This is a genomic window from Streptomyces populi, from assembly GCF_002911015.1.
GTDB lineage: Bacteria > Actinomycetota > Actinomycetes > Streptomycetales > Streptomycetaceae > Streptomyces > Streptomyces populi.
Genome location: NZ_KZ626857.1, coordinates 58,619 through 70,230 on the forward strand (window position 1 = coordinate 58,619; position 11,612 = coordinate 70,230).

The 11,612-nt window shown below is 74.5% G+C and carries 10 protein-coding genes and 1 pseudogene; 8 read left to right on the top strand and 3 right to left on the bottom strand.

The genetic code is table 11. The features are described 5' to 3' along the window. Nucleotides 1–65 precede the first annotated feature (65 nt). Nucleotides 66–1,751 (top strand): hypothetical protein, encoded by a 1,686-nt coding sequence (locus CW362_RS12355; RefSeq protein WP_240657759.1) that lies wholly within the window; start codon nucleotides 66–68, stop codon nucleotides 1,749–1,751. A 33-nt stretch (nucleotides 1,752–1,784) separates the two neighbouring features. On the opposite strand, the gene CW362_RS12360 is transcribed toward CW362_RS12355, so the two are convergent. Then, nucleotides 1,785–2,198 carry an organic hydroperoxide resistance protein gene (locus CW362_RS12360; protein ID WP_103549486.1) on the bottom strand — a complete coding sequence of 138 codons (414 nt, stop codon included), beginning with the start codon at nucleotides 2,196–2,198 and terminating at the stop codon, nucleotides 1,785–1,787. A gap of 125 nt (nucleotides 2,199–2,323) precedes the next feature. On the opposite strand from CW362_RS12360, the gene CW362_RS12365 reads away from it, so the two are divergent. Next, nucleotides 2,324–2,821: a MarR family winged helix-turn-helix transcriptional regulator gene (locus tag CW362_RS12365; protein WP_103549456.1), complete on the top strand. Its 498-nt coding sequence runs from the start codon at nucleotides 2,324–2,326 to the stop codon at nucleotides 2,819–2,821. Here the strand turns inward: CW362_RS12365 and CW362_RS12370 are convergent. Further along, entirely contained in the window at nucleotides 2,715–4,268 is a 1,554-nt protein-coding gene (locus CW362_RS12370) for a glycosyltransferase family 39 protein (protein ID WP_240657760.1), read from the bottom strand. The two genes, CW362_RS12365 and CW362_RS12370, sit on opposite strands and share 107 nt — an antisense overlap. A 201-nt stretch (nucleotides 4,269–4,469) precedes the next feature. Between CW362_RS12370 and CW362_RS12375 the strand changes: the two genes are divergently transcribed. From CW362_RS12375 to CW362_RS45600, 4 genes and pseudogenes are all read left to right on the top strand, one after another. Continuing rightward, nucleotides 4,470–5,798: a glycosyltransferase 87 family protein gene (locus tag CW362_RS12375; protein ID WP_103549457.1), complete on the top strand. Its 1,329-nt coding sequence runs from the start codon at nucleotides 4,470–4,472 to the stop codon at nucleotides 5,796–5,798. 55 nt (nucleotides 5,799–5,853) lie between these two features. Further along, nucleotides 5,854–7,449, top strand: a complete 1,596-nt coding sequence (locus CW362_RS12380) for a glycosyltransferase family 2 protein (protein WP_103549488.1) — start codon at nucleotides 5,854–5,856, stop codon at nucleotides 7,447–7,449. 121 nt (nucleotides 7,450–7,570) lie between these two features. Continuing rightward, complete coding sequence (galE, locus tag CW362_RS12385) at nucleotides 7,571–8,551, top strand: UDP-glucose 4-epimerase GalE (RefSeq protein WP_103549458.1); 981 nt, start codon at nucleotides 7,571–7,573, stop codon at nucleotides 8,549–8,551. 67 nt (nucleotides 8,552–8,618) lie between these two features. Next, nucleotides 8,619–8,726: pseudogene (locus tag CW362_RS45600) on the top strand (ADP-ribosylglycohydrolase family protein); the annotation flags it as partial. Between the two features lie 246 nt (nucleotides 8,727–8,972). Here CW362_RS45600 and CW362_RS12395 read toward each other — a convergent pair. Then, complete coding sequence (locus CW362_RS12395; protein WP_103549459.1) at nucleotides 8,973–9,641, bottom strand: TetR/AcrR family transcriptional regulator; 669 nt, start codon at nucleotides 9,639–9,641, stop codon at nucleotides 8,973–8,975. 161 nt (nucleotides 9,642–9,802) lie between these two features. Here CW362_RS12395 and CW362_RS12400 point away from each other — a divergent pair, with 161 nt between their 5' ends. Together CW362_RS12400 and CW362_RS12405 are read left to right on the top strand one after the other, a co-directional pair. Next, the gene (locus tag CW362_RS12400; RefSeq protein ID WP_103549460.1) at nucleotides 9,803–10,723 is read left to right on the top strand and encodes an ABC transporter permease; all 921 of its coding nucleotides are present in this window, start codon (nucleotides 9,803–9,805) and stop codon (nucleotides 10,721–10,723) included. A gap of 4 nt (nucleotides 10,724–10,727) precedes the next feature. Continuing rightward, nucleotides 10,728–11,555, top strand: a complete 828-nt coding sequence (locus CW362_RS12405) for an ABC transporter ATP-binding protein (RefSeq protein ID WP_103549489.1) — start codon at nucleotides 10,728–10,730, stop codon at nucleotides 11,553–11,555. Nucleotides 11,556–11,612: the final 57 nt, after the last annotated feature.

Sequence of the window (11,612 nt, forward strand, 5' to 3'; positions counted from 1 at the left end):
GCCGATCACGGCGGGGATATAGGGCAAATGCCAGAAACCGCCCGTGCTCCTTTCCCCGCCGCCCGGTGAACGCCGACGTCGTCACCCGGCGGGGTGCCGTCCGCGGCGCGACCGCGCTGCGCGGCGGGGGAGCCTGGCGTCCGACGCCGTACCAGGTCGTCGGCGGCCTGTTCTGGCTGGTGATGACGCTCGCCCACTGGCGGGTCCCGCTGTGCTGCGACGCGGGCCAGCACGCGGCGGTCGTCGAACGCCTGCGGGCGGACCTGCTGCATCCTCGGCATCCGATGGCGGACCTGCCGGGCGCCGGCAGTCCGTACTACTCGCCGTACGCGGTGGCCCAGGGCGCCTTCTCACGGCTGACCGGTCTCGGCGGCTGGGCGGTGGTGCGGCTGTCGGGGCCCGTCAACCTGCTGGTGCTGCTGACGGGCATCGGCCGCTTCACCCGCGTGCTGACGCGCCGTCGCCTCGCCCCGGTCCTGTGCCTGTTCGCGATGGTGCTGCTGTGGGGCACCGAGCGGGCCTGGTGGAGCGGCTACCTGGGTCTGATGTCGATGACGGGCGACCTGGGCTATCCCTCGACGTTCGCCATCGGACTGGCCTTCTGGGCCTGGGCGTTCACGGGGCGGCGCGCGGCGGGCGCCGCCGGTCCCGTCCGGTTCGTGGGCCCGGGCGGCCTCGGGAGCCCGTGGGGGTACGCGGCCCTCGGGGCCCTGTACGGACTGATCCTGCTCGTGCACCCGATCACGTCGGTGGCGGCGGTGCTCGGCGGGGTGGCGTTCGTGGCGGGCGGGCAGCGCGGATGGCGCCCGGCGGTGGCGGGCCGGTGGCTGCTCACGGGCGCCGTGGCGCTCCTCGTCGCGTACGCGTGGCCGTACTTCGACGTCTTCGCGCTGGCCGGGGACCGCAGCGTCGACGCCATGCACGAGCAGCTCTACGACCGGATGCCCGGACACTTCTGGCTGGCGCTGACCGGGGTGCCCGCGCTGTGGCTGCGGGTCCGGCGCGCCCGGCGGGACGGGGGGCGCGGCCGGCGCGATCCGCTGGTGCTGATGTTCGCGCTGGAGTGCGCGGCGGTGACGTACGGCTGGGTGAGCGGGCACTACACGTACGGCAGGATCCTCGGGCTCACGCTGGTGCCGCTGCAGTTCGCGCTCGGGGTGGAGCTGGCCCGGCCGCGGCCGTGGGGGCCGTGGCGGCGGCTGCTGGGCGGGGCGGCGGCCGCGGGCGCGCTGACCGGGTTCCTGACCGTGCACGCCGGGGCGGTGGTGCCGCGTTCCCTGGACCCGGTCGGCTTCGACCAGCCGCCGCGCTGGCCGACGTACGACTGGGCCGCGCGGCACATCCGGCCCGGCGAGCCGGTCATCGCGGACGGGTACTACTCGGTGCATCTGCTCGCAGGCTACGGCCCGGACCTCGCCGCGCCCGCCTGGCCCGATGCCGCCCTCGCCGAGAGCGAGCGGCTGCGCCGGCTCGCCGCGGTCCGCGCCTACCTCGACCCGTCCTCGACCCGGGCCGAACGCACCGCCGTCGCCCGCCGGTACCACGCCCGCTGGCTGCTGCTGACGCGCTGGCGGCCGGTGCCCGAGGAGGCGACGGTGGTGGCGTGGAGCCGGGAGACCGGGGAGGTGCTGGCCCGGATCGGTCCGGGGCCCGGCACCCGCGCCGACGCGCCGGCCGGTGCAGGGGCGGGCGCGAAGGGCGGTGCGGGTGCCGGGGTGAAGGCCGGCGCGGGGGTCCGTGCCGTTCGATGACGGACCGTCCCGCCCCGGCCCGCTCGGTGCCGGTTACTCGATGACGAGCTCGACCGGGATGTTGCCGCGGGTGGCGTTGGAGTAGGGGCAGACCTGGTGGGCCTGCTCGACCAGCTTGCGGCCGGTGGCCTCGTCCACGGTGTCGGGCAGCTCGACGCGGAGCGTGACGGCCAGGCCGAAGCCCTCGCCCTGCTTGCCGATGCTCACCTCGCCGGTCACGGCGGCCTGCGTGACGTCGACCTTCGCGGCGCGGCCGACCAGGCCGAGGGCGCTCGCGAAACAGGCCGCGTACCCGGCGGCGAACAGCTGCTCGGGGTTGGTGCCCTGGCCGCTGCCGCCCATCTGCGCCGGAATGCCCAGCTGGAGGTCGAGCGTGCCGTCGGAGCTGACGGCGCGGCCCTCGCGGCCGTGGGTGGCGGTGGCGACGGCGGTGTAGAGCGCGTCCATGGGGACCATCCCTCTCAAGTCGAGATCCTGCGGGGGCCGCCGGTCCGGCGGCCCCACGACCAGAATTAGAGCACGCAATTCAGTTGTGCACAACTTAATTGTCCACCAGGGCTACCCTGGAGGGCATGACCGCGACACCCGCTCCGGGCCCCGGGGCCCCCGCCACCGGGGACTTCCTCCGCCTCGACGAGCAGATCTGCTTCTCGCTGAACGCCGCCTCGCGCGCCTTCGGCGGTGTCTACCGCGTCCTGCTGAAGGACCTCGGGCTCACCTACCCGCAGTACCTGGTGATGCTGGTGCTGTGGGAGCACGGCGAACTGCCCGTGAAGAAGGTCGGCGAACATCTGCGGCTCGACTCGGGGACCCTGTCGCCGCTGCTGAAGCGGCTGGAGGCGGCGGGGCTCGTCCGGCGCGAGCGCAGCGCGCGCGACGAGCGGTCCGTGCAGGTGGGGCTCACCGAGGAGGGGACCGCGCTGCGGGAGCGCGCGCTGGACGTGCCGCGCCGGATCGCGGCGGCTACCGGGGCGGACCTGGAGGAGATCCGAGCGCTCCGGGCCCGGCTCGACCGGCTGACGGCGGCACTGGACGAGGCAGCCCTGAACCGGGCCCCGGGCTGTACGTAGTCCGGCGCGCGTAGAGGCGCAGCGTCACACCTCTGCGCACGATCCGCTCCAGCGGCACGAACTGCTCGTGGATCACCGCGAGTTTGAGGCGCTCGGCCGCCTCGCCCGGACGCCAGGCCCGGCGCGTCGCGAAGGGCGCGGCGACCAGCCACACCCGGTCGAGCCGCTCCAGCCTGCGGCGCAGTTCGGCGGGGTCCGCCTCACGGCCGTACAGGGTTCCGGAGGCGGGTGCGGGAACGTCCAGCGCGATGTCGTGGATGCCGCGGAAGCCCTTGGGGTACGCCAGTGCCGCTCGCCGCGCGAGCGAGGGCAGGAACAGCACCGGGTCGCCGGGGCGCAGTTCGCGGTGGGCGACGGCGGAGACGGCGGCCAGGTCGTCGGGGCGGCGGTCGGGGCGGCGGTCCTCGCGCAGCAGCGGGAGCTGGACGGCGAGGACGAGGGCCACGGCGAGGACGCCGGTGGGGACCGCGTGGGGCAGCAGCCGGGGCAGCCTCGTCGCGAGGTGGTCGGCCCCGGCGGCCGCGAGCAGCGGGGCCCCGGCGAGGGCGTACAGGACGTAACGCTCGTCGTAGAGCGGCCGCCAGTGCGAGACCGCCAGCAGCACCCCCGGGGGCACGGCCGCCAGGGGCAGGGCGACGGCCGGCAGCGAGAACTCGCCGCGCGGGGTCCGCTCCGGCCGGAAGGCGAGGGCGACGAGGACCAGGTAGGGCACGATCACGAGCCGGGCCGGTCCGGTGAACAGCCCGAGCAGACGCCTCACGCTCGCCGGGCCGGTGCGCGCCAGCCAGGCGACCTGCGCCGCCTGGCCGTGGGAGACGAGGACCAGCGGCAGCAGCGCCAGGACCACGGCCGCGGCGGCCAGGAGCCAGGCCCGCCACACCCGCCCCGGTACGCGGGCGAGCGCCAGCGTCGTGGCGTGGGCGAGGAGCAGGAGCAGCGCCATCTCGTGCAGCAGGCAGGTGGCGGCGGCCGTCGCTCCGTACGCGCACCAGGGTCCGGGCCGGGTGGACCGGGCGGCCCGGACCAGCAGCAGGGTCGTCCCGGCCGCGCCCGCCGCGACGAGCGCGTAGGAACGGCCCTCCTGGGCGAAGTGGCCGGTCATGGGGGTGACGGCGTACAGCAGGCCCGCCCACAGGCCGACGCGCGGGCGGCCGAGGCGGACGCCGAGGGCGGCCACGAGCCCGGCGGTCGCGGCGGCGCCGCAGACGGAGGGCAGGCGCAGGGCGACCTCGCCGGGGTGCGGGGCGAGGACGGCGTGCATGAGGAGGTAGTACAGGCCGTGCACGGCGTCCACGGTGTGCAGCAGGTGCCAGATCTGGGGCACGGAGCGCTGGGCGACCTGGAAGGTCACCGCCTCGTCGCGCCACATGCCGCCGCGGTCGAGCCCCCACAGGCCGATCCCGAGCATGACCACGACGGGCACGAGGACGGACGAGGCGGCGGCCACCGCCCGCGGGCACCGGACCGCCGGACGTCGGGCCACCGGACGTCGGGCCACCGGTCGCCGGGTCGTCGGTCGCCGGGTCGTCGGCAGCCTCATCCACGCATACACCATGGGGACGATTTTTTGCTATTAAACAACCTTTGGGCGGTATTGACGGCGTATCGCACGTCATGACCCATCCATGCGGCTTACGATCCGGGCTTGATGAGCGCCTTCCGGAACCACCGCCCTCCGGGGCGCGTCCGCAGAGTCCCGCCCGCCCCGCGACCCTGCGGACACGCCCTCGCCCTCGCCGCCGCCTGGCTCGCCACCCGCGCCCTGATGCTGTGGCTCCTCGCCCACGACCGGCTCGCCCCGCTCGGCCGGGGCGGGGTGTCCCGCGAGGTGAGGCAGCTGTACTTCCACTGGTACGGCGTCCTGTCGCAGGGCGCGTTCCCGGTGGGCGACCGGCTGTGGCAGTACCCGCCGGGCGCCGGTCCGGTGCTGCTGGCGCCCGGACTGCTGCCGGGGCTGACGTACTTCACCGCGTTCGTGGCCTGCACGCTCGCCGCCGACGCGGTGGTCACCGCCGCCCTCGCGCGCGCGGGGCTGCGGTCCGGCCGCAGTCCGCGCGGTCCCTGGCTGTGGGTACTGGGCCTGCCCCTCCTGCTCCACGTCCCGCTCGCCCGGTACGACGTGCAGGTCACCGCCTTCGCCGTCGTCTCCCTGCTGGCGCTCTCGCGCCGTCCGCGCGCGTGCGGCGCGTTCGCCGCGGCGGGGGCCCTGGTGAAGGTCTGGCCCGCGCTGGCCCTGATCGGCACCCCCCGGGGCCGCACCACCCGCCAGGTGTGGACCTCGGCGGCGGTCACCGCCGCCGCGCTGCTCGCCGTCCTCGCGGCCGCCTTCGGCACTCCCTTCGACTTCCTGCGCCAGCAGAGCGGCCGGGGCGTCCAGATCGAGTCCCTCGGCGGCACGGTCCTGGGCTTCGCGCGCCACGCCGGCTGGCCGGGGACGGCCCGCTACCAGTACGGCGCGATGGAGTTCGTCGGGCCGTACACCGGCGCGGTCGCGGCCTGCTCGCTGGCCCTGACGGCCGTCGCGTTCGGGCTCGTGCTGCTGTGGCGGGTCCGGGCGCGGCACTGGACGAGCGCCACCCCCTACGACGCGGCGCTCACGGCCGTCCTGCTGTTCACCGTGACGAGCCGGGTGATCAGCCCCCAGTACATGGTGTGGCTGCTGGGCCTCGCCGCCGTCTGCCTGACCTCGCGGCACACCACGCAGCGCCCGGTCGCGGTGCTCGTCGTGGCGGCGACGGCGGTCAGTTCGGTGGTGTACCCGGGGATGTACGGCGAAGTGGTGCGCAGCACCTGGACGGGCTGCCTGCTGATGCTCGTGCGCAACGGCCTGCTGGCCGCGGCGGCGGGGTGGTCGTTCCTACGGCTGTGGCGGTCGGGCCCGTCCACGGAAGCCCCGCACGACGCCGGGCCGGCCGGGCGGGAGCGGGCCGGAGCGGACACACACCGGATTCCCGCCGGTCTCCGAACGAGACAGTGACCATCTCTTAACGGAGAATTACCCGCAATACTTACGATTCCGGCCCGTGGATCACATGACCCCTCACCAGGCGAAGGTCAGCGTCGTCGTCATCGGGTACGACGACGCCGCCCATGTGGCGGACGCCGTCCGCTCGGCACTCGCGCAGGGCCCGGCCGTGCGCGAGGTCGTCGCCGTGGACGACCGCTCGACGGACGGCAGCGCGGCCCTCCTCGACGCCCTCGCCGACGGGGAGCCACGCCTGAGGGTGATCCACCGGCCGGCCAACAGCGGCGGCTGCGGCAGCCCGCGCAACGACGGCATCGACGCGGCCACCGCCCCCTACGTGATGTTCCTGGACAGCGACGACGTCCTGCCGCCCGGCGCGGTGGAGGCGCTGCTCCGCTCCGCCGAGGCCCACCACGTCCAGGTCGCGGCCGGACTGTGCGTGCGCCGCGAACTGCCCTCGGGCCGCGAGGTCCCCTGGGAACGCGCGCTCTACGCGCGGCCCGCCCTGATATCCCACCCCTCGCGCCGCCCGCGGCTCGCCCACGACACCCTCTGCGTCAACAAGCTGTACCGCACCGACTTCCTGCGCGAGCACGGCATCCGCTTCCCCGAGGGCCGCCACCCCTACGAGGACTTCGTGTTCACCGCGCGGGTGCTGGCCGCCGCGCCGCGCATCGTGCTGATCCCCGACACGGTGTACGTATGGCACGTGCGGCGCGCCGCCGACCGCCTGTCCATCTCGCTCGACCGCGCCGGCATCGACAACTGGCGGGCGCGGACCGAGGCGAACCGGGCGGCGCACGAGATCCTCCTGGGCGCCGGGGAGAAGCGGCTCGCGCGGGCCGTGCGCGCCAAGTTCCTCGACCACGAGCTGCGGATGTACACGCGCGAACTGGAACTGCGCACGCCCGACTACCGAAGCGCCTGGTGGGACCTCACGCGGGCGTACCTGTCGACCTTCGACGCGGCCGACCTCGGGGTCGACCCGGCCGCCCCCGGCCGCCTCGTCGCCCGCGTGATCCTCGCCCGCCCCGCCCCGCGCGACCTGCCCCGCCTCAAGGAGCTGGCGGCCCGCCCGGCCCGGCTGCTCCCGCCCTACGCCCGCGACGGCGACGGCACCCCGGTGTGGTCCGCCGACCTCCCCGAGGTGAGCCTGGAGCACCTCCTGGACCGGCCGGCCCGTCTGCTGCCCGCCGCCGTCGACGCGGAACTGCGCCCCCGCGCGCGGGGCACCCGGCTGCGGCTGCGCCTGCACGAGCTGTACGGACGGATGGCCGAGGCGGGTCCCACCGCGGTGGACGTGGAGTTCGTCCACCGGGAGGAGGGGAGGGTGGGGCTGAGCGGCACGGCACCCCTGGTGGCCGACCGCCACGGCGGCTCCTGGTCCGCAGAGACGCCGGTGGAGCTGTCGGCGCTGGGCGCGGGCGTCTGGGACCTGCGCCTGTCCGTGCGCTTTCGCGACGGCACGAGCCGCCAGACGTCGGCGCACGCTCTCGGCGGCCCCGGCCTGCTGCGCCGCCGCGCGGTTCCGGACGCCCACCACGGCGTTCTCCTCGTACAGCCCTACCGGACGCACGCGGGGGCGCTCGGTCTGCGGACGGCGTCCGGCTGGCGGGGCATGAGCGAGGTGGTGTCCCGAAGGCTCCGGCGCCTGCTTCACTGATACGCGGACGCGGGGACGGACGGGGGACGGACGCGGACACCGTCACGCACGCCCTCCCCTTCCCCGGCCGCGGGCACACGGTCCGGGACCACGGACTCACTCACGAGGGGGACGGCCGCACATGACCTGGCTGATCACCGGCGGCGCCGGCTACATCGGAGCGCACGTCGTCCGCGCGCTGCGCGAGGCGGGCGAACGGGCCGTGGTGTACGACGACCTGTCCACGGGGATCGCGGAGCGGGTGCCGTCGGACGTCCCGCTGGTGGTCGGCTCGACCCTGGACGGCGACCTGCTGGCCCGGACCCTCACGGAGCACTCCGTCACCGGTGTCGTCCACCTGGCGGCGAAGAAGCAGGTCGGTGAGTCCGTGGACCTGCCCCTGCACTACTACCGGGAGAACGTCGAGGGCCTGCGCGTCCTGCTGGAGGCCGCGACCGCCGCCTCCGTGACCGCGTTCGTCTTCTCGTCCTCGGCCGCGGTGTACGGCATGCCGGACGTGGACCTGGTGACGGAGGAGACCCCGTGCGCGCCGATGAGCCCGTACGGCGAGACGAAGCTGGCGGGCGAGTGGCTGGTGCGGGCGACCGGCCGTGCGACGGGTCTGTCCACGGCCTGTCTGCGCTACTTCAACGTGGCCGGCGCGGCGGCCCCCGAGCTGGCCGACACGGGCGTCTTCAACCTCGTCCCCATGGTCTTCGAGAAGCTGACCGGGAACGCCCCGCCGCGGATCTTCGGCGACGACTACCCGACGCCGGACGGCACCTGCGTGCGCGACTACATCCACGTGGTCGACCTGGCCGAGGCCCACGTGGCCGCGGCCCGCGCCCTCACGGCCTCGCCCGGAGCCGCCCTGACCCTCAACATCGGCCGCGGCGAGGGGGTCTCGGTGCGCGAGATGATCGACCGCATCAACGCCCTCACCGGCCACGACCGGCCCCCGGTCACCACCCCGCGCCGTCCCGGCGACCCGGCCCGCGTGGTGGCCTCCGCCGACCGCATCGCCGACGAACTGGGCTGGAAGGCCCGCTACGACGTCGAGGACATGATCACCTCGGCCTGGTCCGGCTGGCTCCGCCACCACCCGGGCGCGAGCCGCACCTGAACCCGACGCCCGCCGGACCGGCACCTCCCGGTCCCCTTCCCGGCTCCCTTCCCGGGCGACCGAGTCCGGCGGAGCCGTGTGGCCCCGTCCCGGCCCGGCCGTGCGGGCGCCGCGGACCACGGACTCCGCCGAGGGCGCCGTGCGCGCCGCGACCGGCCTCGGCGGCGACACGGACGCCGTCGCGGCGGTGACGGGCCCGCTCGCCGGAGCGGGGCACGGGGACGCGGCCCCGCCCGCCGGACCGAGCCGCCGCACGTGCCCCTGCCGGGTTCCGGCGGACGGGTGCCGCGGGAGCGGCCGGCCCCGCGGATCTCGCGGTCCGGCCGGCCGAGCGGCGGCCCGCCGGGGGAGCCGGGCCCGTCGGCGAGCGGTCGGTCCGGGAGGACCGGCGCCGAGCGGGGGTTCCCGGTCCGGGCCGGGGTCAGAGCGCCTTCAGCGCCGCCGCCGTCGCGCGGGCCAGGCTGGCCAGGTAGCCCTTCGGGACCTTGGGGCCGCGGACGACCACCGCACGCCAGTACAACGGCCCGGACATCAGGTCCAGCGCGAGTTCGACGTCGACGCCCTCGCGGATCTCGCCGCGCGCCACGGCCGAGGCGACGATCCCGCTCGACACCGACTGCTGCCCCTCCTTCAGCGCCCGCTGCATGGCGTCCGCGATCTCGGGGTTGCGGGCCGCCTCGGCCTGGAGGTCGGGGATGATCTGGCCGGCCACCGGGTGCCGCAGCGCGCGCGAGGTGACCTCGTACAGCAGCCGCAGATCTCCCTCGAGGGAGCCGGTGTCCGGCGCGGGGAGCCCCTGGACCGCGATCGCCGAGACCAGGTCGAGCACGAGGTGGAGCTTGGAGCGCCAGCGCCGGTACACCGCGGTCTTGCCGACGCCCGCGCGGCGGGCGATGCCCTCGATGGACATCCTGGCGTAGCCGACGGAGGCGAGTTCCGCGAAGACGGCGGCGCGGATCGCCTCGGTGACGTCCTCACGGAGGACGGCCGCACCGGCGGGGGCCCGGCGACGCCTGGCCTTCCCGTCGGCAGGCGCGGGCGTGGCGGCACTCGCGGCCGTATCGGCGTTCGTCGTCATACGGACCAGCATAGGGCGTTACGACGAAACGGTTGCGTTCCGACGTCGACTGGGCCTACTCTCGCGTTACGACGATACGGTCCCGTCCCGACGCAAGAAAACGGCAGGAAACGCCGTCGGAAACGTCCGGGGACCGACCGCGCGCCCCCACCCCCCGAGCGAAAGCAACGGATGTGAGCCAGGTCCTCAACACACCGCCCCCGACGGCGTCATCGGCCTCCCCCACAGGCGACGCCGCCGCCCTCGCCGCCCGGTACGGTCTCACCGTCAGCGGCGCGCGCCCGAGCCTGCCCGCGTACGTCCGCCAGCTGTGGGAACGACGCCACTTCATCACCGCGTTCGCCACCGCCAAGCTCACCGCGCAGTACAGCCAGGCCAAGCTCGGCCAGGTGTGGCAGGTGATGACCCCGCTGCTGAACGCGGCCGTCTACTACTTCATCTTCGGCGTCCTGCTCGGCACCAAGCACGGCGTGCCGGACTTCGTGCCGTTCCTGGTCACCGGCGTCTTCATCTGGACCTTCACCCAGAGCTCGATCATGGCGGGCACCCGGGCGATCTCCGGCAGCCTCGGCCTGGTGCGCGCCCTGCACTTCCCGCGGGCCGCGCTGCCGGTGTCGTACGCCATCCAGCAGCTCCAGCAGCTGCTGTTCTCGATGGCCGCGCTGGTCGTCATCCTGCTCTGCTTCGGCGTCCCGGTGAGCGCGTCGTGGCTGCTCGTCGTGCCCGTCCTGACGCTGCAGTTCCTCTTCAACGCGGGCGTGGCGATGGTCGTGGCGCGCATGGGCGCCAAGACGCCGGACATCGCACAGCTCATGCCGTTCCTGCTGCGCACCTGGATGTACGTCTCCGGCGTCATGTGGAGCATCGCCGCGACGGTCAAGAACAGCCACATGCCGCACTGGGCGGAGGTCGCCCTGGAGAGCAACCCGGCCGCCGTCTACATCGACCTGACGCGCTTCGCGCTGATCGACAGCTTCCACGCCCACCAGCTGCCGCACCACGTGTGGGCGCTGGCGATCGGCTGGGCCCTGCTCGCCGGGGTCGGCGGCTTCATCTACTTCTGGAAGGCTGAGGAGACGTACGGCCGTGGCTGACATCATCGCGCAGGACACCCAGCCGCAGGACAGCGCCGCCGGAGCCGCCTCCGCGGCCGGGGCCGAGCGCGTCCCGACCGTCGTCGCGGACCGCGTCGACATCGTGTACCGCGTCAACGGCACCGGCGCCGGGCGCGGCAGCGCCACCGCCGCGCTCAACCGCATCCTGCGCCGCAAGCAGTCCGAGAAGGCGGCGGGCGTCCGCCGGGTCCACGCGGTCAAGTGCGTCTCCTTCACCGCCTACCGCGGCGAGGCCATCGGCCTGATCGGCACCAACGGTTCCGGCAAGTCGACGCTGCTCAAGGCGGTCGCGGGCCTGCTCCCGGTGGAGAGCGGCAAGATCTACACCGACGGCCAGCCCTCGCTGCTCGGCGTGAACGCGGCCCTGATGAACGACCTCACCGGCGAGCGGAACGTCTACCTCGGCGGCCTCGCGATGGGCATGTCCCGCGAGCAGATCAAGGAGCGCTACCAGGAGATCGTCGACTTCTCGGGCATCAACGAGAAGGGCGACTTCATCACCCTGCCGATGCGGACCTACTCCTCCGGCATGTCCGCCCGGCTGCGCTTCTCCATCGCGGCGGCCAAGGACCACGACGTCCTCATGATCGACGAGGCCCTCGCCACCGGCGACCGCTCCTTCCAGAAGCGGTCCGAGGCGCGCATCCGCGAGCTGCGCAAGACCGCGGGCACGGTGTTCCTGGTCAGCCACAACAACAAGTCGATCCGCGACACCTGCGACCGCGTGCTGTGGCTGGAGCGCGGCGAGCTGCGCATGGACGGCCCGACCGAGGACGTCCTCAAGGAGTACGAGAAGTTCACGGGCAAGTAGCCGCACCGGGTCCGGCACGCACGTGACCCGCGGGCAGCGGCCCGGGGCGGGAGCCGT

Bases quoted from the DNA above. Each gene is read 5' to 3' on its own strand.
- CW362_RS12360 (WP_103549486.1), bottom strand. From the start codon at position 2,198: ATGGACGCGCTCTACACCGCCGTCGCCACCGCCACCCACGGCCGCGAG.
- CW362_RS12365 (WP_103549456.1), top strand. From the start codon at position 2,324: ATGACCGCGACACCCGCTCCGGGCCCCGGGGCCCCCGCCACCGGGGAC.
- CW362_RS12375 (WP_103549457.1), top strand. From the start codon at position 4,470: ATGAGCGCCTTCCGGAACCACCGCCCTCCGGGGCGCGTCCGCAGAGTC.
- CW362_RS12380 (WP_103549488.1), top strand. From the start codon at position 5,854: ATGACCCCTCACCAGGCGAAGGTCAGCGTCGTCGTCATCGGGTACGAC.
- galE (WP_103549458.1), top strand. From the start codon at position 7,571: ATGACCTGGCTGATCACCGGCGGCGCCGGCTACATCGGAGCGCACGTC.
- CW362_RS12395 (WP_103549459.1), bottom strand. From the start codon at position 9,641: ATGCTGGTCCGTATGACGACGAACGCCGATACGGCCGCGAGTGCCGCC.